Genomic DNA, 22,732 nt, shown 5'->3' with positions numbered 1-22,732 from the left:
GCTTCCCCCCTACTTGTTCGTGCTGCCCCCAAGGTTGCCCAGGCTGCGGCCGGGCCGCACTGGTGGTGTTGTTTCCTCTGGTTCGTCGAGGCTTGAGCCTTCCTTCTGGCTTTCCGGAAGCAGCTGGGTGAACAGCCCCGCAGCCACAAGCACTCCACCCAGGGTGAAGGCCAGGGGGCGGTTGGCGGCGGCTGCCCCCTCCATCCAGGTGCCTGCGGCGAGAAAGGCGCCGCCCAGCAGCAGGCTGGGCACCAGCACGATCCCTTTGGCGGTGCGGTTGATGCTCATGACACCGCCGAGGCGGCTGCCGACGGGCAGCCCTGTGGCGCGGCTGTCGCGTCGAGCGGGGTGGCCAGACCGGCCTGTTGCAGCCCTGTGCCCAGGTCGATGCCGCTGGAGAGCACGGTGACCCGCGCCAGCAGGGTGCCATCGGCGGTGCCCAGCGGGCGCAGATTCACGCGCGTGCGCCGCGGCAGGGCTTCCCGCAGCCAGGAGGTGGCGGCCGCACCATCGGCAGGGTCCACCTGTACGCATCCCAACCGCACCGGGTAGCTGCGGTTCTGGTCGCCCACCTGCAACAACGTGGCGCCACGCACCTGGAGCACTTCGGCCGCCTCAGCGGCAGCGGGGCTGAGGGTGACCATGAGCAGCGCGGCCAGCAAGCAAGGAAAAAAAATCCACAGCAGACACTGCAGGAGATCGTGCAGAAGGCCGGAGTGCCCGTGAGGTCTCTGTCTCAGCTTCTTCTGCGACCGGACGGGGATATAGGGCCCGAGTGCGCTGGCGATGCTCAGGGGGGCTAGGGCGCTGTGGCCTCCCGTCAGGACGGCAGGGGAGGTCAGAGCTTTGCCCCGCAGCTGGGGCAGAACAGATGGGCGCTCTCGGTGGTGGCACCGCAGGAGCCGCAGTCGCGGGTGGTGTCGATCGCCAGCTCCGGATGGCTGGGCAGGCCCACCATCTGGGCGTTGCTGGCACCGGGGGGAACCATCGGGTAGCAGTTCTCGTTGCGCCGTACCTGCACGTTCACCACGGCCGGGCCTGGATGGGCCAGGGCCTCCTGCAGATCCTGATACAGACGGTTGCGGTCGGTGATGTCGACGCCGCGCACCCCGAAGGCTTCAGCCAGGGCGGAGAAGTTCGGCATGCCGCCGGTCATCTCGGAGGCGGAGTAGCGCTCGCCGTAGAAGCTTTCCTGCCACTGGCGCACCATGCCCTGCCAGCCGTTGTTGACGATCACGACCTTCACCGGGAGCCCGTACTGGGAGAGGGTGCCGAGTTCCTGGATGTTCATCAGGATGCTGGCGTCGCCGGCGACGCACACCACCTGATCCCCGGGGAAGGCCACCTGCACGCCCATGGCTGCAGGCAGTCCGTAGCCCATGGTGCCGAGTCCGCTGCTGCTGATCCAGTGGCGCGGAGGGGTGTTCATGAACTGGGCTGCCCACATCTGATGCTGGCCCACATCGGTGGTGACGAACGCCTCGGGAGCGAGCTGCTGCAGGGCCAGCATCACTTCCTGCGGGGCGATCTCCCCCACCGGTTCAGGGATCACGAGCGGATAGTGGAGCTTCCAGCTGCGGATGCGCTCCAGCCAGGCCTCGGTGCGGTTGGTGGGCGGCTCGTCGCTGGAGGCTGCCAGCAGGGCATCAAGTGCCAGGCCCACATCCGCCACGATCGGCACCTCCGGCACCCGGTTCTTGCCCACTTCGGCTGCATCGATGTCGATGTGGATGACCTGGGCCCGAGGAGCAAAGCTGTCCAGCCGGCCGGTGACCCGGTCGTCGAAGCGGGCGCCGGCGGCGATCAGCAGATCGCACTCGGTGACGGCGAAATTGGCATAGGCGGTGCCGTGCATGCCGAGCATTCCCACCGCCAGTGGATTGCGCTCATCGAAGGCGCCCTTGCCCATCAATGTGGTGGTGACAGGCAGGGAGAAGCGCTCGGCCAACCGGCGCAGGGCCCCGTGCGCGCCTGCGCTGACGGCACCGCCACCCACATACAGCAGCGGACGGCGTGCCTTGCGGATCAGCTCCAGCGCCTGCTGAATGCGCGCAGGGTCGGGGGCCACCGGCAGGGCGTAGCCGGCCGGAACCGAACTGCCCGGATCCACCGGCATGTAATCGAATTCCTCGAGGCCCACATCCTTGGGCACATCGATCAGCACCGGGCCCGGCCGCCCGGTGGCCGCGATCAGGAAGGCTTCCGCCACGATGCGGCCGATATCGGCGGGATCGCGCACCACCCAGGAGTGCTTAACGATCGGCAGGGTGATGCCGAAGATGTCGGTTTCCTGGAAGGCATCGGTGCCGATCGAAGCCCGGCCCACCTGCCCGGTGATCACCACCATCGGCACCGAATCCATCTGGGCGGTGGCGATGCCGGTGACCAGATTGGTGGCGCCCGGCCCGGAGGTGCCGAAGCACACGCCCACCCGGCCGGTGGCACGGGCGTAGGCGTCAGCGGCGTGGGTGCCGCCCTGCTCGTGACGGACCAGGATGTGCTTCAGCCAGCCGTGGCTTTCGGCCTGGTGAAGGGCGTCGTAGATGGGCAGGATCGCCCCGCCCGGGTAGCCGAAGATGTGCTCAACACCATGGCGATGCAGGGCATCCATCAGGGCGTGAGCGCCGGTGACCCTCCCCGGCACGGCCGGCATCGGCCGCAGGGGGGAAGCGGACACAACCGCTGTGGGGACGGTCGTCAGGGTCACGGTTGTCGCTGCAGACATCACGATGGCCTCACATTAAGAGGTGCTCAACGGCGGTGAGGTGAACTGTTTCGATTCCAATCAGCGGCCAGGGGCTCCGCCGCCGACACTGCGACGGCTGCGCACCATCGCCTGCAGGATCCGCGCCGGATCGAGCCATTGGCCCCGGTAACGGATTCCCCAGTGAAGATGGGGCCCGGTTGTGCGTCCGGTCATGCCGATGTGGCCGATCAGCTGGCCGCGCGCGACCCGTTGCCCGGCGGCCAGCAGCACCCGCCCGCTCTGATAGCGACCGCCGCTCACCTGCCCGCCGAGATGGCAATAGATGTGGTCGTAGTCGCCGGAGCGGATCACCAGGCCGATGCCGCAGCGGCCATCGTTGATCACATCACTCACCACGCCTCCCCACCAGCTGCGGATCGGTGAGCCCAGCGGAGCGGCAATGTCGAGGCCGGAATGCTGCTCGCGGCCACCGCCGGGCCCGATGCGAAAGCCGAAGTGGCTGGTGTACCCAGCGAAGTTCACCACCGGAAACACGCCCAGGCGCCAGCGTTCATTCGCCGCCTGAACCGGCGGAATCGTGGCCGGGCCGATCAGCAGGGCCAGGCCAAGGGCCGCCAGCCGGCGATTAGAGCAGCCCGATGGCATGCAGAGGGCCCTTGCCGCTCAGCAATTCCAGCAGGAAGGCGGAGAAGCCAAGCATGGCCAGCCGCCCGTTCCACACCTCCGAGCTGTTGTTCCAGCCCCACACCCACTTCTCCTGGGGGTAGAGCTTCACCGTGGTGGGCAGGCTGGCCGCCTGGTCGAGGTTCACCTCCGGCCCGGCCAGGGCCAGCTGCACCAGGTCGGCCAGTCCACGGATGAAGGTGGGGTAGGTGTCGAGCGCCGGCACGCGCCGGAAGGTGGTGATGCCGGCTTCGGTGGCGATCTCCCGGTATTCGATGTCGATTTCCTCGAGCGTCTCGATGTGTTCGCTCACGAAGCTGATCGGCACGACCACCAGCTCTTTGACCCCCTGTTCTCCCAGCTCCACCAGCGCTTGATCGGTGTAGGGCTGCAGCCACTCCACCGGCCCCACCCGGCTCTGATAGGCGAGGGTGAAGGGGTTGCTGTGGCCGAGCTGACGGGCCAGTTCGGCCATGATCAGGTCGGTGCAGGCCTCGATGTGCTGCTGGTAGGGGTCGCCGGCCTCCTCCACATAGCTCTTGGGCACGCCGTGGGCGCTGAAGAAGATGCGGGCGGTGGTGGGGTCGTTGCACTCCTGCACCTCCCGGGCGATCAACTCGGCCATCGCCTGCACATAACCGGGATGGTCGTACCAGCTGCGGATGCATCGGATCGGCAGGCGGCTGAAAGCGGGATCGGCCTGGCGCAGCCGCTGCAGCTCGCGGAAGCTTGAACCGCTGGTGCTGATCGAGAAGTGGGGGTAAAGCGGCAGCACCACCACCTCATCCACCGCATCGGCCTTGATGTCGGCGACAGCGGATTCGGTGAACGGGTGCCAGTAGCGCATGGCCACGTAGGTGGTGGCCTGCACCTGGCGCTGGCGCAACTCGCTCTGCAGCTCCCGTGCCTGCTGGTCGGTGATGCGGCGCAAGGGGGAGCCGCCGCCGATCGAGCGGTAAGCCTCCTGCGACTTACTGCTGCGCAGGGTGCTGATCAACCAGGCCAGCGGCTTCTGCAGGGCCGGAATCGGCAGCCGGATGATCTCCGGGTCGGAAAACAGGTTGTAGAGAAAAGGCCCGACATCCTCGATCCGCTCGGGACCGCCGAGGTTCAGCAGCAATACGCCGACCCTGGCCATGCCAGATCATTCCGTCAAGTCAGCCGAGCGTAACGCTGCCCCCCCGAGGCTGCTCACCGCCGGCTGGCGTGGCCACGGCCGTGCCGATACCGTCGGCACCTGCCTGAGCAACGGCAACGGGGGTGAGCGAACAAGCGGTGAGCGCTGAAGCGGCCGGCGCACCGGGCCTGGCGGGGCTCGACGCTGAACTCCAGAGCGGCAACGCCCAGCTGGCCGCCGCCGGTGTCGCCCTGCGTCTGGAGCGACGCGGCCAGCGCCTCGGCCTGCGCGGCCCGCTGCCCTGCCGGCGGGGCAGCGGGCGTTTCCGTGTGCAACGGCTCAGCCTGGGGCTGCCCGCCGATGCGGAGGGACTGCGCCAGGCCCGCCGTGAACTGCGCCGCGTGCAGCAGGAGCTCCAGCAGCAGCGCTTCACCTGGCCCACTGCGCCGGCAGCGGGGCGGCCCGCCACCAACCCCTCTGCCGGCGGCATCGGTGTAACCCGTGCGGCGGCCACCGCGCTCGATGCCGCGCTGGTGCGTTTCGAGCGCCAGTTCTTCGAGGACCCTCGCCGTCGCCGCAACCCGGCCGGCACCCGCACCACCTGGACGGCGGCCTATCTGCCCTATGTGCGGCGCCTGGCCGCCCGCGCCGCCGGGGCCCGGCTCGACGGGGAGCTGCTGCTGCAGGTGCTGGAGAGCTACCCCGCCGCCAGCCGCAGCCGCCAGCAGTGCGGCACTGCCCTGGCGGCCCTGGCCGAGGTGGTGGCGATCGACCTGCCCGCCGACTGGAGCGCAAGGGCCGGCGGCTACGGCCTGCACCGGGCCCAGTTCCGCCAGCTACCGCGTGATGCTCTGGTGGAGCAGCTGGTGGAGCGGATCCCCAATCCCGGCTGGCGGCTCGCCTATGGCCTGATGGCCACCTACGGCCTGCGCAACCACGAGGTGTTCTTCTCCGATCTGAGCGCCCTGCTGCCCGGCGGTGATCGGGTGATCCGGGTGCTTCCCACCAGCAAAACCGGTGAGCACCAGGTGTGGCCGTTCCAGCCCGACTGGGTGGAGCGCTTCGAGCTGCCACGCCTCGCTCTGGAGACGGGGGCCCTGCCACCGGTCTGCACCGATTTGCGCACCACCACCCTGCAGCAGGTGGGGCGGCGGGTGGCGGAGCAGTTCCGCCGTTACGAGTTGCCGATCACCCCCTACGACCTGCGCCATGCCTGGGCCGTGCGCACGATCCACATCGGCCTGCCCGACACGGTGGCGGCACGGATGATGGGGCACTCGGTGTCAATCCATACGCGCACTTATCACCACTGGATCACGCGCCGCGATCAGCAGCAGGCCGTGGACGCCGCCCTCTCCCGCCACCGTGCCGGCTGAGTCGGTCAGGATGCGGCCCTGTCCTGCTCACGGCAGGGGGTGCCGCTGCTACGCCGCTGCAACCCCCTGGCCTCTGCCCCCTGGCCTGACCCAATGACCCGCTCCAGCACCGATTCGACGGCCAGCTCCGCTCCCACTACCCCGACTCCTATGTCCCTTGCTGCCACTGACCTGGCTGTTACCGCCCCAGTTCCCGATGCCAGCGCGCTGGATCAGGAGGCGGCCCGCCTGGGTCCCGGAGGGGCTCTGGCGCCGGAGGCCGATGGGGAGGCCTACCGCCGCCGCATGCAGCGGCGTCAGGAGGTGCAGCGCCAGCGGGTGGGGGAGCGCAACCTGGAGAAGGGTCTGGTGCTGGTGTTCACCGGCGACGGCAAGGGCAAGACCACCGCAGCGCTGGGATTGGTGCTGCGCACCCTGGGGCACGGCGAGCAGGTGGCTGTGGTGCAGTTCATCAAGGGGGGTTGGCAGCCGGGTGAAGCCCGCGCCCTGGAGCTGTTCGGTGAGGCGCTGCACTGGCGCGCCCTGGGAGAGGGATTCACCTGGGAGACCCAGGACCGGGAGCGTGACCGCGCGCTGGTGCAGCAGGCCTGGCAGACATCGCTCACCTACCTCGAAGACGCCGGCCGCAAGCTCGTGGTTCTTGATGAGGTGAACGTAGCCATCAAGTTGGGCTATCTCGCTGTTGAGCAGGTACTCGATGGGCTGAGCCGAAGGCCACCGCTCACCCATGTGGCGCTCACCGGGCGTGGGGCGCCGCCGGCGCTGCTCGAACGGGCGGATCTGGTGACGGAAATGCGCCTGGTGCGCCACCCCTTCCGTGAGCAGGGTGTGAAAGCGCAGGCCGGCATCGAGTTCTAGCGACCGCCATGCTTGCTACTGTTCGGCCGTCCGCAGCGGCTGAGCGCTCATAACGATGGCATTCAAGCGCGTCCTGCTCAAACTCAGCGGGGAAGCGCTGATGGGGGAGCTGGGCTATGGCATAGATCCGGCCATTGTCCAGTCGATCGCCACGGATGTGGCGGCTGTGGTGGCTTCCGGCACCGAACTGGCGATCGTGGTGGGTGGCGGCAACATCTTCCGGGGCCTCAAGGGTTCCTCGGCAGGCATGGACCGTGCCACCGCCGATTACGTGGGCATGCTGGCCACGGTGATGAACGCCATCACCCTTCAGGACGCCCTTGAGCGCGCCGGTGTTCCCACTCGCGTGCAGACGGCGATCGGCATGCAGGAAGTGGCCGAGCCTTATATCCGGCGCCGGGCGATCCGCCACCTGGAGAAAGGGCGGGTGGTGGTGTTCGGCGCCGGCTGCGGCAACCCCTTCTTCACCACCGACACCACCGCCGCTCTGCGGGCGGCCGAGATCAACGCGGACGTGGTGTTCAAGGCCACCAAGGTGGATGGGGTCTACGACAAGGATCCCGCCCGCTACCCGGATGCCGTTCGGTACGAGAGCCTCACCTTCCAGGATGTGCTGAGCGGCGAACTGGCCGTCATGGACAGCACCGCCATCGCCCTGTGCAAGGACAACGCCATCCCGATCGTGGTGTTCGATCTCTTCGGTGCCGGCAACATCGGTCGCGCCGTGGCGGGTGAGCCGATCGGCACCCGCATCACCCCGGCCCGCTGAGCCCTTCCCCTCACCCCACTCCTTCATGGAACTCGAAGCCAGCATGCGCAAGTCGGTGGAAGCCACCCAGCGCACCTTCAATACGATTCGCACCGGCCGGGCCAACCCCTCCCTGCTCGACAAGCTGAGCGTGGAGTACTACGGCGCAGATACCCCCCTGCGTTCCCTCGCCACCATCTCCACGCCCGACTCTCAGACGATCCAGATCCAGCCCTTCGATTCCGGTTCGATGGGCTTGATCGAGAAGGCGATCTCCATGAGTGATCTGGGCCTCACCCCCAACAATGACGGCAAGGTGATCCGCATCAATATCCCGCCGCTCACCGAAGAGCGCCGCAAGGATTTCTGCAAGCTGGCCTCCCGCTACGCCGAGGAAGGCAAGGTGGCCCTGCGCAATCTGCGCCGTGACGCCATCGAGAAGCTCAAGAAGCAGGAGAAGGACGGCGAGCTTTCCGAGGATCAGAGCCGCGATCAGCAGGACAACGTGCAGAAGCTCACCGACCGCTTCATTGCCGAGCTTGAGAAGCACCTGGCGGAGAAGGAAGCCGACATCCTTCGGGTTTGAGTCCGCTGGATGCCGATGTGATCGTCGTCGGCAGCGGAGCTGCCGGAGCGGCGAGCGCTTTCCAGCTGGCGGCTAAGGGCTGGCGCGTGAAGCTGCTGGAGGCGGCGGAGATGCCGCGCGCCAAGCCCTGCGGTGGCGGCATGGCAGCCTCGGTGCAGCGCTGGTTCCCCTTCGATCTCGGGCCGGCCGTGGATCGGGTGATCACACAGGTGCGGTTCACCTGGTGCCTGGAGGATCCTGTGCTGGCGGAGCTGCCGGGGGCATCGCCGTTCTGGATCGTGCGCCGCTCCGTGCTCGACGCCTTCCTGGCCCGTCAGGCAGTGGCGGCTGGCGCCGACCTGATGGCCGGCACTGCCGTCAGCGCCATCGTGCGGCAGGGGGAGCACTGGCAGGTGCAGCTGGAGCGGGGCGGCGCCCTGCAGGCCAGGGCCGTGGTGATCGCCGATGGCGCCTGTTCGCGCCTCGCCGCTCCTCTGGGGCTGGGGTCACCGCGCCCCCGCTACGCCGCGGCCCTGTCGGTGGAGCTGGAGGGCGCCGCGCTGGAGCCGGACACGGCCCGCTTTGAATTCGGCCTGGTGCGCCACGGCTTCTGCTGGGCGTTTCCCCGCGAGGGGGGCATGAGCGTGGGGGTGGGCACCTTCCTGGGCCGGGATCTTGTCGATGGTGAGGCCGCCCTGGCCCGGCTGTTGCCCAGCCTTGGTTTCGAGGCCGCCAGCGGCGTGCGGCGCCAGTGGCCGCTGCGGGTGTGGGATGGCCACCACCGCCTGCATGGCGATGGCCTGGCGGTGGTGGGTGATGCAGCCTCCCTCTGCGACCCCTTTCTGGCGGAAGGATTGCGGCCAGCCCTGTTGAGTGCCACCCGCGCTGCGGCAGGAATCGATGGCTGGCTGTCGGGCGACAGCGCAGCCCTGGCCGCCTACAGCGACACCATGCGCAAGGAGTGGGGCAGCTCAATGGCCTGGGGGCGCCGCATCGCCCAGGTGTTCTATCGGGTGCCGCGGGTGGGCTATCAGCTGGGTATCAAGCGCCCCACGGCGCCGCAGCGCATCGCCCAGATCCTCTCGGGCGACATGGGCTACGGCGACATCGCCCAGCGGGTGATCCGCCGGCTGCTGCTCAGCGGCGCAGGGAATCCTTGATGTGGCGCAGCCGTTCGTCGATCGAGCCGAGCAGCTCGATCGCGAACATGGGCGATTCCTGCACGGCGAACAGGAACTTCTCCCGGTTCATCACCAGGAGGCGGCAGTCGTTCAAGGCCGTGGCGTTGCCATAACGTCGGTGATCGCCGGTGACCAGGGCGCCTGCCCCGAACACATCGCCCGCCTGGATCTCCTCACGGGCGGAATCGCCGTTCCAGCTGAGCTGAACCACGCCCTCCAGCACACCGAACATGCAGTCGCCGGAATCACCGGCGCTGAAGATACGCTCGCCGGCGGCAAAGGCGCGCACTTCTCCCTGGGAGGCGAGGGCACGCATCGTGTCGAGGGCGTGAACGGTCATGGCCGGTGGGCAACTGATCCCAGTGTGAGCCCCGGAGGTTAAGGGCTCCTTCAGCCCAGCACTCCTTCAGCTCAAGGCTGCTTCAGCCGAGGACGCCCTCAGCCGGCGGCCGTTGCTGAGAGAGAGAGCGCCAGCGGTGCGCCGAGGCCGCCACGGACGTCTTCCGGGACCAGGCGGCCATCATGGTCGGTGTCGAGCGCGTCGAACACCGCGTCGCTGCCGAGCCATTCCTCGCGGGTGATGCAGCCGTCGCCATCCATGTCGTTGAGCAGGAAGATCTCCTGTGCGGCATGGGCGAAGGCGGCTTCACCCTCCAGTTCAGCCAGCCGGTGGGCCAGCTGGGCTTCGAGGGTTTCGATTGCCTTGCAGAAGCCGCTGATGCCTTCCTCCAGCTTCTCGCTGGCCATGCGGTCGTTGGCCATGCGGGCCTCGAATCCGGCGCGATCGAGCTGCAGCTTGGCTTCGGAGGCCGCCGGCGCCTCCGCATCGAGCTTCCGGATCAGAACCCCCTCCCGTTGCCGCAACTGGTCGAGCAGCTTGGGCGAGATCGTGAGCAGGTCGCAGCCGGCGAGTTCAATGATCTCCTCGATGTTGCGGAAGCTGGCTCCCATCACTTCCGTGGTGTAGCCGTGCGTTTTGTAGTAGTTGAAGATGCTGGTGACGGAGATCACACCGGGATCTTCCGGGCCCGGGTAGTGATCACGGCCGGTGTCCTGCTTGTACCAGTCGAGGATGCGGCCCACGAAGGGCGAGATCAAGGTGACGCCGGCTTCAGCGCAGGCCACCGCCTGGGTGAAACTGAACAGCAGAGTGAGGTTGCAGTGGATGCCTTCTTTCTCCAGCTCCTCTGCGGCCTTGATGCCCTCCCAGGTGGAGGCGATCTTGATCAGCACCCGCTCGCGGCCGATGCCGGCCTCCTCATAGAGGCCGATCAGCTTGCGGGCCTTGGCCACTGAGGCGGCGGTGTCGAAGCTGAGCCGCGCATCCACCTCCGTGGACACCCGCCCAGGCACGATGCGCAGGATCTCCTTGCCGAAGGTGACACAGATTTCATCAAGCGCTTCCAGCACCACGGCCTCGGCCGGTGCATCGGGGCCGATCACCTGGCGGGAGGCCTGCAGGGACTCGTCGATCAGGCCCTGATACAGGGGAATCTGGGCCGCCGCCAGGATCAGCGACGGGTTGGTGGTGGCGTCCCGAGGGGTGAACTGCTTGATGGCTTCCAACTCTCCCGTGTCCGCCACCACCACGGTCATGGCGGCGAGTTGATCGAGCAGGTTGGCCATGGCTGCACACACAAGCGTGGAGTCTCAAGCTACTGAGCAGCTTTGCGGCCCACTCCTGACCGTGCTCAACCCCGCACCGTTGCGGTCCCCTGAGCCGGGGTGGCCCTGCCAGCAGCTCCAGCTTGAGCGCCTGCAGCCGCAGCGGGATTGCGCGCCGGTTCGCTGGGGGCCACCTTTTCGAGCACCAGCAGGGCTTCGATGATCTGCCGGGCTACCGGCACCGCCACGGTGGAGCCGTAGGCATTGGACCCCTGGGGTTCGTCCACCACCACCAGCACCACGTAGCGGGGGTCCTCGATCGGCAGGGTGGCCACGAAGCTACAGATGCGGGCGCCGGCGATGTACACGCCGTTGAGGGCCTTCTGGGCCGTGCCGGTCTTGCCGCCGATCCGGTACCCCTCCATCTTCACGCCAGGACTACTGCTGCTCTTCACCACCGATTCCATCCAGACCAGCACCTGCTTGGTGACGGCCGGATCCAGCACCGGCAGGCCCTGGGCCGGTGGTGCGGCGTCCGCCAGACCTTCGCCCGAGCGCAGGCCGCGGGTGATGTGCGGGCTCACCAGCCGGCCGCCGTTGGCGAGCATGGCGTGGAGCTGCAGCAGCTTGAGCGGGGTGAGCGAGAAGCCCTGGCCAAAGGCCGCGGTGGCCGGCTCGATCGGTTGGGTGGTGAAGATCTCCCGGCTCTTGAGCTGACCGGCGACGGCTCCCGGCAGGTCAGTGTCCGGTGTCGTGTCGATGCCGATCCTGCGCAGCCATTCCCAGAACTGCACCGGCTTCACCTGCCGCATGGCCAGCACCATGCCCACGTTGCTCGACACCTGCAGCACGGTGGGGAAATCGATCAGGCCGTTGCCCTTGCGGTCGTGGTTGAAGATCGGCCAGCCGCCGATCGTGAGCTGGCCGCTGTCGCTCACTTTTCCATCGGCCTTGATCGCTTTTTCCTGCAAAGCAATCGCCAGGTTGATCGGCTTGAAGGTGGAGCCCGGTTCGTAGAGATCCTGCACCGACCACTCCCGGAAGAGGGACGGCGAGAAGCTCCAGAACCGGTTGGGGTCGTAGCTGGGGGCGGAGGCCAGCGCCAGCAGTTCGCCATTGCGCACGTCCATCACCATGGCGGCGCCGCGTTTCGCCTTCCATTGCTTCATCTGCTTCACCAGCGCCTGCTGGGCCACCTGCTGCAGCCTGGCGTCGAGGGTGAGCTGAAGCCTCAGGTCGTCGCTGTAGAGGGCACCGGCCTGGATGCCGTCCGGCAGAGGGGTGCCATCGGCGCCGCGGCGCATCTTGCGCACGCCCTCGTGGCGGCGGAGTTCCTTGTCGCGGCTCTGCTCAAGGCCCGCCTGGGCCACCCGTTCGAGATTGAGGAACCCCACCACGTTGGCGAACAGCTGCCCCTGGGGATAGATGCGCTGGGGGTAGGCCTCAAGATCCAAGCCGCTGATGCCCAGCTCCCGCACACGGCGGGCAGTTTCCGGATCCAGCTCGGTGGCGAGTTTCACCCCTGAGCGGCGTGGCCCCATGGCCTGAACGAGGGCTGTTTCCGGCATGGCCAGCACCGATGCCAGCCTCTGGGCCACATCGGTGGGCGTGCGGACCAATTGCGGGTCATCGCCCGGAAAGTTGAAAAAGCGGGGATGGGCCCAAAGGGTGAAGCGCTCTTCATCGAGAGCCACCAGTCGCCCCTGGCGATCCACGATCGGCCTACGGCGGCCGATCGGTTCCACCTGCTGGGTCTGAACGGCGCGCGCCCTCGACTGCAGCCGGTCACCTTCCTTGACCTGCAGCCAGGCGAGGCGGATCGACAGACCGACCAGGCCGGCGGCCAGCAGCAGGAACACGGCCACTAGCCGTCCCGCCGGTACCGACTGCAACGCAACCACCCGACGGTTGCGGCCACCGCGCGCAGGGGGGTCGTTTCGCCGGATGGGCGCAGACGGCGCGGAACCGGTCCATCCCCTTGATCGCACCACCTCAGTAACCGGGACGAACGGTGCGCTGGCTGACGTCGAGCATGGTGGCGTTCACCTGGCCGAGCAGGGGGAGTTGCGCAGCGGCCTTGTGGTGATCCGATGGCGAGGGCAAATAAACGAGTTGGCGGATGCTCGTCGGGATCAACTGACCGGGCCGCCGAGCCGCCGTCAGGTGATGGCGCTCCAACTGGGCCACCGATTCCTGCAGGCGGTGCTCAAGCACCTGGGACGACTCCAATTCCTGGTAGCTCCTGGTCCATTGGCTCTGCCAGTGGACCGTGAGGGCTGCCAGACCGATCATCGAGCCGCCAAGGGCGATCAGGAGACCATCAGCAGCCTTGTGAAGCACGGCGAGAACTGGAGCTTGTCGCGCAACCTTGCGCGACGACAGAGAACCGTGGATGACGGCGAAGGAGCGCCGGTGAAGGGAGGGCGCTGCAGCAGGTGCGGCTGAAGGGACAGCGACCACGGGAATGTGCCTCGATCCGCCAGTGAACCATGCGTGCGCAGGCTCAGCAAGGCGACGTCAGCTTCCCAGCAGAAGCAGGTTGGTGAAGGTGAAGCCGTTCCAGAGGGAATGCAGCCACACACTTGCACTCAACCGGCCGCTGTTGAGCCGAAGCCAGCCCAGGGCCAGGCCCAGCACGAACAGGGCGGGAAGCTCCCCAAGACTCAGGTGCGCCACCGCGAAGATGGTGGCACTGATCACCACTCCCCAGCTGGGTCCAAGGTCGCGGGCCACCACCGGCAGCAGCACACCACGAAAGATCACTTCCTCGAACAGAGGAGCCAGCACAACGGCGGTGAAGGCGAAACACAGCAGGCCCAGGCTGCTGCGGTTGTTCAGCACCATCTCCAGCAGCGGATTGCTGCCACCGGGATCCGGCCAGATCTGCTGCTGCAGCCAGCCGGCGAAGCTCACCAGCGGCAGCACCATCAGAAAATATTGAAACGACCTTGCCAAAGTGGGCGCCAGCGGCCGCCAGCGGAACTGCAGCCACCCCCCCTCGGGTCCGGCCTTGGGCAGCATCAGCAGCAGAATCGCCAGCGGAGCGGCGATGAGGCCGAGGTAGAGCGCCACCACGGTGAGGCCTTTCGCCAGGGAGGGTTCCACCTGCAGCCCGTCGAGCAACTGCTTCAGCACCGGGCTCACCAGCACCGGCGTGAGCACTTCGCCCAGCAGCACGAAGCCGCCCGAGATCAGCAGGATCAGATCCACCGCCCCCAGCTCCGGTCCCACCAGCGGCGGCAGCGGGCTCGGTTTGGTTCTCACGCGCACCCAGGCCGCTCGCACCAGCAGGGCCAGGCCGGCCAGCAGGGCCAGGGCCGGCAGCGCGTTCGCCGCCAGCAGCTGGGCCTTGGCCCGGCGCTCTTCTGCAGGCAGGGCGCAGCGGTCTGCAGACCCGCCCAGTGCCTGGCAGGTGAGGCGCCGCTGGAGCGGGTTCTCCAGCGGTAGAGCAGCGGCCACCGGGTCGACGCCGGTTCTTGGGCTGCCCGCCAACAGGCTCCGGATCAGGGCGCTCTGGCCAGGGTCGGTGCCGTCATCGAGCCGCTCCAGCAGGGGGCGGGCTTCCTCAGGAGTGCCCGCACGGATCAGCAGCAGCGCCCGGGTCAACAGGGTGGAGCGCTGCTGGACGCGGGCAAACTCGGGGTCCTGATCGTTTTCGGCGCTGTCCGGCAGGGGCGGCAGCTGGGCCTGGCGCTGCAGTTCAGCCAGCAGTGAGGCTTCCGGCTCCTGGCCCACCACGGCGGCACGCCAGCTGGGGGGCAGTTGGGGCGCCGCCAGCGCGGCCAACTCAAGCTGGCGCCTGCCGAGATCGTTGCCAACCGATGGGCGGGTGAGGCTTGCCACCAGGCCATTGACCCAGAGCAGCAGGCTGAGGGCCAGGCTGACGAAGGCCAGCGCCGTTTTCCAGGGGGGGATGCGTTGTCTCGGGCCTGCCGTTGTCACAACACGTCCCGTCTTTGCACCGATTGTGCCCTGAAGCCCTCCCATACGATGGCCTCGCTTGCGGCTCCATCCCTGTGCCCCTCCGGCTTCTTCTGGTCCGTCACGGGCTGAGCAGCTTCAACACCGAGCATCGGGTGCAGGGGCGCGACGACCTTTCCACCCTCACGAGCGAAGGCGTTCGTCAGGCCACCGCCACCGGCGAGGCTCTGCGCGGGCTTGACATCGCCGCCGCTTACACCTCGCCGCTCAGCCGCGCCAGCGCCACGGCCGCCGCCCTGCTGGAAGCCCATGGCGGCGGACAGCGCGCCGAGGCGGACAGCGGTCTGCTGGAGGTGGATCTGGGCCCCTGGAGCGGTCTGCTGAGCCGCGAGATCCGCGACCGGTTTCCTGCCGACTACGCGCTCTGGCGCCAGGCCCCCCACACCCTCGAACTGACCCGTCACGGCCAGCCCTACCGGCCGGTACCCGAACTCAGGGACCAGGCCGCCGATTTCCTCGAACGCCTGCTGGAGCGCCATCTGCCGGTGACCGACCCTGCGGCCGAAACGTCTTCGGCTGATGGGCCCGTGTCGGTGCTCGTGGTGGCCCACAACGCCATCCTGCGCTGTCTGCTGCTGGCGGCACTCGGTCTTCCCGCCAGCGACTTTCAGCGGCTGCGCGTGGATAACGCCTCCCTCTCGGTGCTGAATCTGCGCCGACGCCCCGATCACACCGTGGAGGTGCAGATCGAATCGCTCAATGGCACCGCCCATCTGGGTGTGCCGGTGCCACCGAAGGGGGAGGGGCCCCGCCTGCTGCTCGTGCGCCACGGCGAAACCGACTGGAACCGCCAGGGGCGCTTCCAGGGGCAGATCGACATTCCGCTCAACGGCCATGGCCAGGAGCAGGCCGCCGCCGCCGGCCGTTTCCTGGCCGAGCTGCCGATCCAGCGGGCCTACAGCAGTGCCATGGCGCGGCCACGCCAGACCGCCGAAGCGATCCTGGCGCTCCACCCCGGCGTGCCACTCACCAGCCTGCAGGGCCTGGTGGAGATCGGCCATGGCCAGTGGGAGGGCAGGCTGGAGGCGGAGATTGAGGCTGGTTGGCCCCAGCTGCTGGCCGACTGGAAGCGGGCGCCCCACACCGTTCAGATGCCCGATGGGGAGAATCTTCAGCAGGTCTGGGATCGTTCGCTCGACACCTGGGAGCGGATCGCCCGCAGCCTTGCGGACGACGAGACCGCGCTCGTGGTGGCCCACGATGCTGTCAACAAAACCCTGCTCTGCGCCTTGCTCGGGCTCAGCCCCGCCGACATCTGGATGGTCAAGCAGGGCAACGGCGGCGTCACTGTCATCGATTACCCCGCCCGCCAGTTCAGCGGCCCTGTTTCCGCCTGGCCGGTGGTATCCAGCCTCAACCTCACCAGCCACCTCGGTGGTGTGATCGACCGCACGGCTGCCGGTGCGCTCTGATGGCGGCCCGCTTCCTGTCGCAGGTGCAGGTGCTGGCCGGTCCGGATCAGCCCCTGCGCCACCGCGATGTGCTGCTCGATGATGGCGTGCTGATCGGTTTCGATCAGGCCGCCGCCAGCGAGGCCCAGCATCGTGGTCTCGTGCCGCTGGTCGCCCACGACTGGCTGCTGGCCCCGGCCTTGGTGGATCCCCACAGCACCCTGGAGGAGCCCTTCGCTGGTCGGGCGGAAACCCTGGACAGCCTGGTGGCCTCCGCGGCGGCGGCGGGCTATGGCACCGTGGCCTTGCTTCCCCGGGCCGGCAGTTGGCGGGACCGTCCGGAGCGGCTGCAGTTGCAGGCCCCAGACCCCTTTCTCCTGCCGCTCTGGGGGGCGTTCAGCCGCGGAGGACGCGGCCAGGAGCTGGCGCCCCATGGTGATCTGGCGGCGGTCGGCGCCATCGGCCTGGCCGAAGACGGCGCCCTGCCGCCCCTGGCGTTGCTGGAGCGCGGGCTGCGGCTGGCGGAGGCGGGGCCTCTGCCCGTGTTGCTTTCACCCCGCGACCCTGACCTCACCCTCGGCGGTTTCGTGCGGGAGAGCGTGGAGGCGCTCCGGGCTGGTTGGCCGCCGGATCCCGTGTTCAGCGAAACGCTGCCGTTGCAGAGCCTGCTGCAGCTGGCCCGCGCCCTGCCCGATGCTCCGCTGCGGCTGGCGAATCTCTCCACCGCTGCGGGGGTGGCCCTGTTGCGCAGCTCCGGGCTGCCGCTGCAGGCGAGCGTCTGCTGGTGGCACCTGGTGGCGGACAGCGGCAGCCTTGATCCGGTGGCAGAAGGCTGGCGCCTTGAACCCTCGCTGGGCAGCCCGGAGGATCGCCACGCCTTGATCCAGGCCCTTGCCGACGGGGTGCTCACAGCGGTGGCAGTGCATCACCTGCCGCTTGATGCCGAAGAACGCCTGCTGCCGCTCGATCAGCGCCGCCCCGGGCTGGCTGGTCACCGCCATGTGCTGCCTGCCCTGTGGCAGGAGCTGGTGGTGCAGCAGGGTTGGGCGCCTGCTGCGCTTTGGCAGCGTCTCTGCTGGGGCCCCGCCAGGTTGCTGGGGCTGGACGAAGAAAGGCTGGAGCCCGGTTCACGCCGCTGGTTGCTGTTCGATCCCGCCGCCGCTTCAACCCTGGAGGCAGGCGATCCCTATGCGTCGCGTGGGGCAAACCAGCCCTTCGAGGGTGAAACGGTTACCGGGCGGGTGCTGGCGGTGGGGGTGCTGCCGGAGCTGTGGCGGGGGCCTCAGGAATGAGCAGTGGCGGAACCGCTGATTCACCACTGGCCTTGTCGTTTTCGCCGAGCTCACCCAGGCGATCCAGCGGCCAGAACCGGTAGAAGGCCCGGCCGATCACCTCTTTCTGGGGCAGGAAGGGGGAGCCGGGCCAGAAGCGTCCATCCCAGCTGTTGGCGCGGTTGTCGCCCAGCACCAGCACCGAACCGGCCGGTACCACGGTGTTGATGGTGCGGCAGGGCCCCGCGCCCTGGCTGTCGACGGGGCAGTAATTCTTGACGTACGGCTCATTGAGCAGCTTGCCGTTGATGCTCACCCGCCCGCGAGGATCCACGGCCACGCGCTCGCCAGGCAGGGCCACGACGCGCTTGATGTAGGCATCGCAGGCGGGCTCCTGAAGGCCGGGCAGGGAACCCACGAGCGGAATGTTCACCAGCAGGCAGCGCAGCGGACCACTGTTGCGATCCTTTCGCAGAGCCGGATCGAAATGGAAGGGGGAGTTGAACACCAGGATTTCGCCCCGCCGTGGCTCACGGTTCCGCAGCGACAGCTTCTCCACCAGCAGCCGGTCGTTGATCTGCAGCCCCGGCAGCATCGAGCCGGAGGGGATGAAGCGGGCCTCCATCAGAAACTGGCGGATGCCCAGCGCCACCAGCAGGGTGATCAGGACGCTGCGCCAGAAGGCCCAGGCGCTCTCGGTTTCACCACCGCGAGGGCCCTTCGGCGAAGGGGACGGCTGCTGGGGGTTCGCGGGTGCTTCTGGCGGCCTTGGCAGATCCTCAGTGGTCAAGAGAGTTCGGGCAGCGGAGGGAGAGCGCCGGAGGCGCGAAGTGGCCGACTTGAAACCTTAAGCGCCCAGCCATGTTCCCTCGCGTTCCTACCCTGACCGAACCGCTCGGTGCTCATGGTCCGCCCCCGCTGGCATGCGATCCGGCCTTTTGCCAGCAATGCGTTGGCGCGCCGCTGGGACCGTTTCGTGGCGATCTGGGCCAGCTTCAATCTGCTGTGGGTCTGCTTCGACCTCACCTACGTGCCGCTGCGCACCTTCTGGCTGCAGCGGAACCTCTATCCGCTGCCCTCGCTGCCGGTGGTCCTGCCGCTGCCGTTGCTGCCCGACATCACCCCCCTCTACGACCCGGTGAAGGGCATCGAACCGCACCGGGAAACCCAGGCCTACCTGGCCGCGTTCGAGCAGCTCGATCGTGCCCTTTCCGCGGGTGAGAGCGCGCCGGAGCTGCGTCGTCGGCAGGTGGAGCTCACCCAGCAGATGATCGACGACAACCCGTTCCTGGCTTCGGTGGGGGCGGGCACGCTGGAGAAGATCAAGAACCGCCTGCGCCAGCAGGGTGACCTGGATTCCGCCAAAGGCTCTGCCGAGAGGCTGCTGAGCGATGCATGGCTGCGCCAGCACCCCTGGGAAACGGAGCGCCGCTTCTGGCAGCAGCAGGTGCTGCCGCTGGTGTCCACCAACTACTGGCGATCGATCGATGAGAACGGCCGCCCCACCGACCACTTCTGGCGACTGGATCTGCTGGCGTTCCAGAGCGTCTTTCTGCTTGATATTCTCTTGCGCGCCGCCCGGCTGCGGCGGCGCATCCCCGGGCTGAGCTGGGGGGGAGCGCTGCTGCGCCGCTGGACCGATCTGCCACTGCTGCTCCCCTTCTGGCGCTGGCTGCGCCTGGTTCCCGTGGTGGAGCGGCTGCAGGTGAGCGGCCTCGTCAACTTCGAGCCGCTGCGCGCGGTGGTGAGCCGGGGAGTGGTGTCGCTGCTGGCCGTGGAGTTGTTCGAGGTGCTGGCCCTGCAGCTGGTGGATGGGGCTCAGGGACTGATCCGTTCCCCCCACTGGCCCCGGCGGATCCGGGCCCTGCGCAGCCACCAGACCGTGACGATCAACGAGGAGCGTGAGCTGGTGGAGCTGTTGCGCATCTGGGGCCCCCTGTTGCTCAACGACGTGATGCCGCGGCTGGCGCCGGAACTGCGAGCCCTGCTGAGCCACATCCTTCAGCAGAGCCTGCAGCAGACCGTGCTGCCTCAGGCGCTGCGCCAGCTTCAGCCGCTGCTGCAGGTGGAGCAGGAGCTCGCCCGCCAGCTGTCCTCCGGCATGGTGGACAGCCTCCTGGAGCTGTCCCGCAATGCCGGCCGGCGGCTGGAGTACCCGGACGACCGCCAGATCGACCTGATGCAGCGCTCTCTCGACCGTTTCTGGGAAGAGCTGGCCGGCAGCCTCGAATCGGGCCCAGCCGTGACGCGCAGTCAGCACCTGTTGTGCTCGCTGCTTGAGGAACTCAAGCTCACCTATCTGGGCCAGATCAACCGCAGCGGTATCGATGCCCTGATCCGCGAGCTCGATCAGCTCACGGTGCCGCCGGTGCCTCCGGTCGAAGCAGCGTCTGCCACTGCTGGGGATCAAAGCCCGTGAGCACGGTGCCGCTGGCGCTGATCAGGAAGGGCCGCTTGATCAGCTTCCCGTCAGAGGCCAGTGCGGCCAACGCGGCTTCGTCGTCCATGGCTTTCACCACGGAGGAGCCCATGGCGCGGTAGCTGACGCCGCTGGTGTTGAACAAGCGGCGGCGTTCGAGCTGGGCGAGGGCCCGGCGCAACTCTTCCAGGGACGGCGGATGAAGGGTGATGTCAATCACCTCGGCGTCGAGGCCCTGCTCCTGCAGCCAGCGCAGGGCTTTTCTGCAGGTGGAGCAGGCGGCGTAGCTGTAGACCCTCAGGCCCACGCTCACTTCATGCCGACGAGGGCCTTGAGCGCACCAACCAGACTGTTGGAGCCCTTGCCGACGGCGGCATCCGGACGGGTGCGGATGGTGACATCCCCCGTGACGCTGGTGCGGCAGCTCAGGCGGTAGTTGGCCGGACGATCGGAGAGGTACACCTGTTCGACGTCGCTGCGGGGGGAGAGGTTGCGCTCGCCCTCCAGCACCTCGACGACGCAGGTGCCGCACTGGCCCAGGCCACCGCAGTTGTTGAGGTTGTTCAACCCTTTGTACGGGTTGATGCCAGCGTCGAGTGCCGCCTTGCGGAGGTTCGCCCCCTCGATGCAACCGACGTTCTGGCCTTCGTTTTCGAACCGGATCGTGGGCACGGCAGGGAGGGAGTCTGGGCGCCGACCAACCTACCTGCAGGCGGTGGCCCTTGCCCGTGAATGCAACGCTTGTTGGCCCATTTCCCAGGCTCGGCGTCGCTGTCGCGGGATTGCCAACGGGCTGCCCAGCCGGCGGTGCCGCCTAGCATCGCTGACAACGGATCCTGGGCCTTGGCGTCAGCTGAAGTTTCTCCTCTGATCGATCCGCTCGAACCCGAGGGTTACGACCTGGTGGTGCAGCGGTTGATCCCGGGCTACGCCAGCCTGGCGCGCTTGGCTGTGGCCTTGCTCGCCGCTTCCCCGCTCGCCGCTCCTGAGGGCGCCGAGGTGCTGGTGGCCGGATGCGGCACGGGGGCTGAGCTGGTGGAAGCCGTTGCCCAACGCCCCGATTGGCAACTCACTGCGATCGACCCTTCAGCGGCCATGCTCGCCGCCGCAAGGCAGCGCCTCGGCGAGGCTGCCCCGATCCGCTGGCTGCAAACCACGGCAGAGGCGCTCACCACCGAGCAGGGGTTCGCCGGCGCTCTTTCCGTGCTCGTGCTCCAGTCGCTCCCAGACGACGGCACCAAGCTGGCGTTCCTGAGTGCCTTGGCCCGCTGTCTGCGGCCTGGCGGCCAACTGGTGCTGGTGGATCTGATGCGGCCGGCCCTGCCGCTCCTCCAGGAGCAGATCACCGAGGCCTGGCTCGGCTTTCAGAGGGTGAGCGGCCTCGAACTGGATGCCGACCGGATCGCCCCCCTCACCCAGGGCCTCCATCCGATCGGCGATGCCCGCCTCACGGCATTGGTGAATGCCGCAGGCTTCGGCGACCCTGCACGCATCTTTCAGGCCCTCGACTACGAAGGCTTTCTGCTCCAGCGCGTGGCCTGAGAGCAGACACTGCAGACCCCCTGTGCACCGCCTGTGAGCGTCGTCATTGGGCAGCACGTGCGGCGTTGCCATCGCACAACTTGCCACTGGACTTGGCTTTGCCTGTGGGAACGTTCAGGAAGTGAGCAAGCAGCTGGCGACTCTTCCCAGGTGGAACACCCAGCTGAAGCACCATGGTGAGCAAGCTCAGCGACGGGCTGTTCAGCGCTGAACCTTTCGGGGCAGGCTCAATGGACCGATGCCCGAGGAAGGCGGCTGGGCCTGATTGTGGTGCAGGGGCGGTGGTGCGCTTGGCAGACGGCTCAGGCGGGGCAGGACGGCAGGCCGGGATCCCATCACCGAGATCAACGGAATGAACACGGCCATCAGGCCGATCAAGCCGCCCGCAACGGCCGAGCTGGAAAACAGGAGGGAATCCGTACTGAATGGGTCCTCGCCAGGGTCGGCGTCGGATTCAGTGAGCGTGGAAGGGAGGTCTTCGGCTGGAAATCGAGACTGGGCGGAGTCCATGGACGGGGATTGAGGGACACCCCCCGAGCTCAGGATTTCGGCACGAAAGGCCGAAACGCCGTGGGGCCCGGGTGGCAGATCCAGAGCAGGAACAGCGCTGCTGGGGCAGGTCTGTAACGTCTGCTGCGAAAATGGTGGAGTTCATCCACCATTTCGGCATTGATCTTGGCTCAATTATGCCATCTTTTCGTTTTGCTTGCCGTGCGTCGTGTGGAACGCCTGTCAGGAGGCAGCGATCAGGCTGCCGGCCGTGACTGCTCAATGTGCTCCCGTTTGCTGTTCAGGTCGGTGGGAGCACGTTCCATGCCCTGAAGTAGGCGCCGGATCCCCTGCAGTTCGTCAAGGATGGATCCCAGCAATTGCTGGGTGATGGTGGAAGGGGCGTTGAGAACTTCCACCGTGACTTCCTTGATGCGAAGCACGTCACGGGCGAACCTGGCCACTTCGTTGGGGTGAAACAGCAGCGCTTCCTTCTGATCGGTGCGGTATTCGGGGTTGAGGCGCCGTGGGTTGAAGGGAGGATTGAGATTGCGCGGTTCGGTGTTGGTGTAGCGATACACCGAGGCGCGCGAGCGGTTCAGAGCCCGCTGCACCTCATCGATGGTGATCAGGCCTTCAGGGGGTACGTCGGCACTGAAGGACGGGGCGCCAGGGGGCGTGGAGTCTTGAGCGTGTGGGGGTACCGCAGGGGAACCAGGGCCAGGGCCGGCCACCCCACCCCCGAAAGCGCCCTTCGGATGTGTGGACATGAGACAAACCTTGGACTACTGGGACTCAAAACTGAATGTAGCAGAAATC

General features: G+C 67.7%; 23 protein-coding genes. 9 read left to right on the top strand and 14 right to left on the bottom strand.

Annotation, left to right across the window (positions count from 1 at the left end; genetic code table 11):
• Positions 1–9 precede the first annotated feature (9 nt).
• The 5 genes from KQ303_RS12695 to hemH all read right to left on the bottom strand — a co-directional run bounded on the left by KQ303_RS12695 (position 10) and on the right by hemH (position 4,508).
• On the bottom strand, positions 10–288 hold the full coding sequence (locus KQ303_RS12695; RefSeq protein WP_259730565.1) for a GIVxVP protein: 279 nt from the start codon (positions 286–288) through the stop codon (positions 10–12).
• Positions 285–662 (bottom strand): hypothetical protein, encoded by a 378-nt coding sequence (locus KQ303_RS12690; RefSeq protein WP_311134164.1) that lies wholly within the window; start codon positions 660–662, stop codon positions 285–287. Before KQ303_RS12690 ends, KQ303_RS12695 begins: the two co-directional genes overlap by 4 nt.
• A gap of 176 nt (positions 663–838) precedes the next feature.
• Entirely contained in the window at positions 839–2,707 is a 1,869-nt protein-coding gene (ilvB, locus tag KQ303_RS12685; RefSeq protein ID WP_399233721.1) for a biosynthetic-type acetolactate synthase large subunit, read from the bottom strand.
• 78 nt (positions 2,708–2,785) lie between these two features.
• Positions 2,786–3,352: a M23 family metallopeptidase gene (locus tag KQ303_RS12680; protein WP_259730564.1), complete on the bottom strand. Its 567-nt coding sequence runs from the start codon at positions 3,350–3,352 to the stop codon at positions 2,786–2,788.
• A complete protein-coding gene (hemH, locus tag KQ303_RS12675) occupies positions 3,333–4,508 on the bottom strand; it encodes a ferrochelatase (protein ID WP_094512963.1) in 1,176 nt (391 codons plus the stop codon). The genes KQ303_RS12680 and hemH overlap by 20 nt, the downstream gene beginning before the upstream one ends.
• A 167-nt stretch (positions 4,509–4,675) precedes the next feature.
• On the opposite strand from hemH, the gene KQ303_RS12670 reads away from it, so the two are divergent.
• The 5 genes from KQ303_RS12670 to KQ303_RS12650 all read left to right on the top strand — a co-directional run bounded on the left by KQ303_RS12670 (position 4,676) and on the right by KQ303_RS12650 (position 9,194).
• Positions 4,676–5,863 (top strand): site-specific integrase, encoded by a 1,188-nt coding sequence (locus KQ303_RS12670; protein ID WP_259730626.1) that lies wholly within the window; start codon positions 4,676–4,678, stop codon positions 5,861–5,863.
• 150 nt (positions 5,864–6,013) lie between these two features.
• Positions 6,014–6,721: a cob(I)yrinic acid a,c-diamide adenosyltransferase gene (cobO, locus tag KQ303_RS12665; RefSeq protein ID WP_259730563.1), complete on the top strand. Its 708-nt coding sequence runs from the start codon at positions 6,014–6,016 to the stop codon at positions 6,719–6,721.
• A 55-nt stretch (positions 6,722–6,776) separates the two neighbouring features.
• Positions 6,777–7,490 (top strand): UMP kinase, encoded by a 714-nt coding sequence (gene pyrH, locus KQ303_RS12660; protein WP_094512961.1) that lies wholly within the window; start codon positions 6,777–6,779, stop codon positions 7,488–7,490.
• A gap of 25 nt (positions 7,491–7,515) precedes the next feature.
• Positions 7,516–8,055, top strand: coding sequence for a ribosome recycling factor (gene frr, locus KQ303_RS12655; RefSeq protein ID WP_094512960.1), 540 nt, complete (start codon positions 7,516–7,518; stop codon positions 8,053–8,055).
• A 5-nt stretch (positions 8,056–8,060) separates the two neighbouring features.
• Complete coding sequence (locus KQ303_RS12650; protein ID WP_259730625.1) at positions 8,061–9,194, top strand: NAD(P)/FAD-dependent oxidoreductase; 1,134 nt, start codon at positions 8,061–8,063, stop codon at positions 9,192–9,194.
• Here the strand turns inward: KQ303_RS12650 and KQ303_RS12645 are convergent.
• The 5 genes from KQ303_RS12645 to KQ303_RS12625 all read right to left on the bottom strand — a co-directional run bounded on the left by KQ303_RS12645 (position 9,172) and on the right by KQ303_RS12625 (position 14,762).
• A complete protein-coding gene (locus KQ303_RS12645) occupies positions 9,172–9,555 on the bottom strand; it encodes a Crp/Fnr family transcriptional regulator (RefSeq protein ID WP_259730562.1) in 384 nt (127 codons plus the stop codon). The two genes, KQ303_RS12650 and KQ303_RS12645, sit on opposite strands and share 23 nt — an antisense overlap.
• A 98-nt stretch (positions 9,556–9,653) precedes the next feature.
• Positions 9,654–10,841 (bottom strand): transaldolase, encoded by a 1,188-nt coding sequence (locus tag KQ303_RS12640; protein WP_094512959.1) that lies wholly within the window; start codon positions 10,839–10,841, stop codon positions 9,654–9,656.
• 65 nt (positions 10,842–10,906) lie between these two features.
• Positions 10,907–12,721, bottom strand: a complete 1,815-nt coding sequence (locus KQ303_RS12635; RefSeq protein WP_259730561.1) for a penicillin-binding protein 2 — start codon at positions 12,719–12,721, stop codon at positions 10,907–10,909.
• Between the two features lie 91 nt (positions 12,722–12,812).
• Positions 12,813–13,160, bottom strand: a complete 348-nt coding sequence (locus KQ303_RS12630) for a hypothetical protein (protein WP_094512957.1) — start codon at positions 13,158–13,160, stop codon at positions 12,813–12,815.
• A 177-nt stretch (positions 13,161–13,337) separates the two neighbouring features.
• Positions 13,338–14,762 (bottom strand): CPBP family intramembrane glutamic endopeptidase, encoded by a 1,425-nt coding sequence (locus KQ303_RS12625; RefSeq protein WP_259730560.1) that lies wholly within the window; start codon positions 14,760–14,762, stop codon positions 13,338–13,340.
• 74 nt (positions 14,763–14,836) lie between these two features.
• Between KQ303_RS12625 and KQ303_RS12620 the strand changes: the two genes are divergently transcribed.
• Together KQ303_RS12620 and KQ303_RS12615 are read left to right on the top strand one after the other, a co-directional pair.
• Positions 14,837–16,213, top strand: a complete 1,377-nt coding sequence (locus KQ303_RS12620) for a histidine phosphatase family protein (protein WP_259730559.1) — start codon at positions 14,837–14,839, stop codon at positions 16,211–16,213.
• Positions 16,213–17,484, top strand: coding sequence for a dihydroorotase (locus KQ303_RS12615; RefSeq protein ID WP_259730558.1), 1,272 nt, complete (start codon positions 16,213–16,215; stop codon positions 17,482–17,484). Before KQ303_RS12620 ends, KQ303_RS12615 begins: the two co-directional genes overlap by 1 nt.
• On the opposite strand, the gene lepB is transcribed toward KQ303_RS12615, so the two are convergent.
• Positions 17,423–18,253: a signal peptidase I gene (gene lepB, locus KQ303_RS12610; RefSeq protein ID WP_259730557.1), complete on the bottom strand. Its 831-nt coding sequence runs from the start codon at positions 18,251–18,253 to the stop codon at positions 17,423–17,425. The two genes, KQ303_RS12615 and lepB, sit on opposite strands and share 62 nt — an antisense overlap.
• A gap of 114 nt (positions 18,254–18,367) precedes the next feature.
• On the opposite strand from lepB, the gene KQ303_RS12605 reads away from it, so the two are divergent.
• On the top strand, positions 18,368–19,882 hold the full coding sequence (locus tag KQ303_RS12605; RefSeq protein ID WP_259730624.1) for a hypothetical protein: 1,515 nt from the start codon (positions 18,368–18,370) through the stop codon (positions 19,880–19,882).
• Here KQ303_RS12605 and KQ303_RS12600 read toward each other — a convergent pair.
• Both KQ303_RS12600 and KQ303_RS12595 read right to left on the bottom strand, forming a co-directional pair.
• Positions 19,818–20,195, bottom strand: a complete 378-nt coding sequence (locus KQ303_RS12600; protein WP_259730556.1) for a Spx/MgsR family RNA polymerase-binding regulatory protein — start codon at positions 20,193–20,195, stop codon at positions 19,818–19,820. The two genes, KQ303_RS12605 and KQ303_RS12600, sit on opposite strands and share 65 nt — an antisense overlap.
• Entirely contained in the window at positions 20,192–20,554 is a 363-nt protein-coding gene (locus KQ303_RS12595) for a 2Fe-2S iron-sulfur cluster-binding protein (RefSeq protein WP_094512953.1), read from the bottom strand. The genes KQ303_RS12600 and KQ303_RS12595 overlap by 4 nt, the downstream gene beginning before the upstream one ends.
• A gap of 171 nt (positions 20,555–20,725) precedes the next feature.
• Between KQ303_RS12595 and KQ303_RS12590 the strand changes: the two genes are divergently transcribed.
• A complete protein-coding gene (locus KQ303_RS12590; protein ID WP_259730555.1) occupies positions 20,726–21,424 on the top strand; it encodes a class I SAM-dependent methyltransferase in 699 nt (232 codons plus the stop codon).
• A 746-nt stretch (positions 21,425–22,170) separates the two neighbouring features.
• On the opposite strand, the gene KQ303_RS12585 is transcribed toward KQ303_RS12590, so the two are convergent.
• Positions 22,171–22,683 carry a hypothetical protein gene (locus tag KQ303_RS12585; RefSeq protein WP_259730554.1) on the bottom strand — a complete coding sequence of 171 codons (513 nt, stop codon included), beginning with the start codon at positions 22,681–22,683 and terminating at the stop codon, positions 22,171–22,173.
• Positions 22,684–22,732: the final 49 nt, after the last annotated feature.

The sequence above is a fragment of the Synechococcus sp. CS-1333 genome, assembly GCF_025128015.1.
Taxonomy (GTDB): Bacteria; Cyanobacteriota; Cyanobacteriia; order PCC-6307; family Cyanobiaceae; genus MW101C3.
The sequence above is the reverse complement of the archived record's forward strand: the minus strand, read 5'-3'. Positions and strand labels throughout refer to the sequence as shown.

Excerpts from the sequence above, each read along its gene's own strand:
- KQ303_RS12695 (WP_259730565.1), bottom strand. The coding sequence starts at position 288 with ATGAGCATCAACCGCACCGCCAAAGGGATCGTGCTGGTGCCCAGCCTG.
- KQ303_RS12680 (WP_259730564.1), bottom strand. The coding sequence starts at position 3,352 with ATGCCATCGGGCTGCTCTAATCGCCGGCTGGCGGCCCTTGGCCTGGCC.
- hemH (WP_094512963.1), bottom strand. The coding sequence starts at position 4,508 with ATGGCCAGGGTCGGCGTATTGCTGCTGAACCTCGGCGGTCCCGAGCGG.
- cobO (WP_259730563.1), top strand. The coding sequence starts at position 6,014 with ATGTCCCTTGCTGCCACTGACCTGGCTGTTACCGCCCCAGTTCCCGAT.
- pyrH (WP_094512961.1), top strand. The coding sequence starts at position 6,777 with ATGGCATTCAAGCGCGTCCTGCTCAAACTCAGCGGGGAAGCGCTGATG.
- frr (WP_094512960.1), top strand. The coding sequence starts at position 7,516 with ATGGAACTCGAAGCCAGCATGCGCAAGTCGGTGGAAGCCACCCAGCGC.
- KQ303_RS12645 (WP_259730562.1), bottom strand. The coding sequence starts at position 9,555 with ATGACCGTTCACGCCCTCGACACGATGCGTGCCCTCGCCTCCCAGGGA.
- KQ303_RS12640 (WP_094512959.1), bottom strand. The coding sequence starts at position 10,841 with ATGGCCAACCTGCTCGATCAACTCGCCGCCATGACCGTGGTGGTGGCG.
- KQ303_RS12615 (WP_259730558.1), top strand. The coding sequence starts at position 16,213 with ATGGCGGCCCGCTTCCTGTCGCAGGTGCAGGTGCTGGCCGGTCCGGAT.
- KQ303_RS12605 (WP_259730624.1), top strand. The coding sequence starts at position 18,368 with ATGGTCCGCCCCCGCTGGCATGCGATCCGGCCTTTTGCCAGCAATGCG.
- KQ303_RS12585 (WP_259730554.1), bottom strand. The coding sequence starts at position 22,683 with ATGTCCACACATCCGAAGGGCGCTTTCGGGGGTGGGGTGGCCGGCCCT.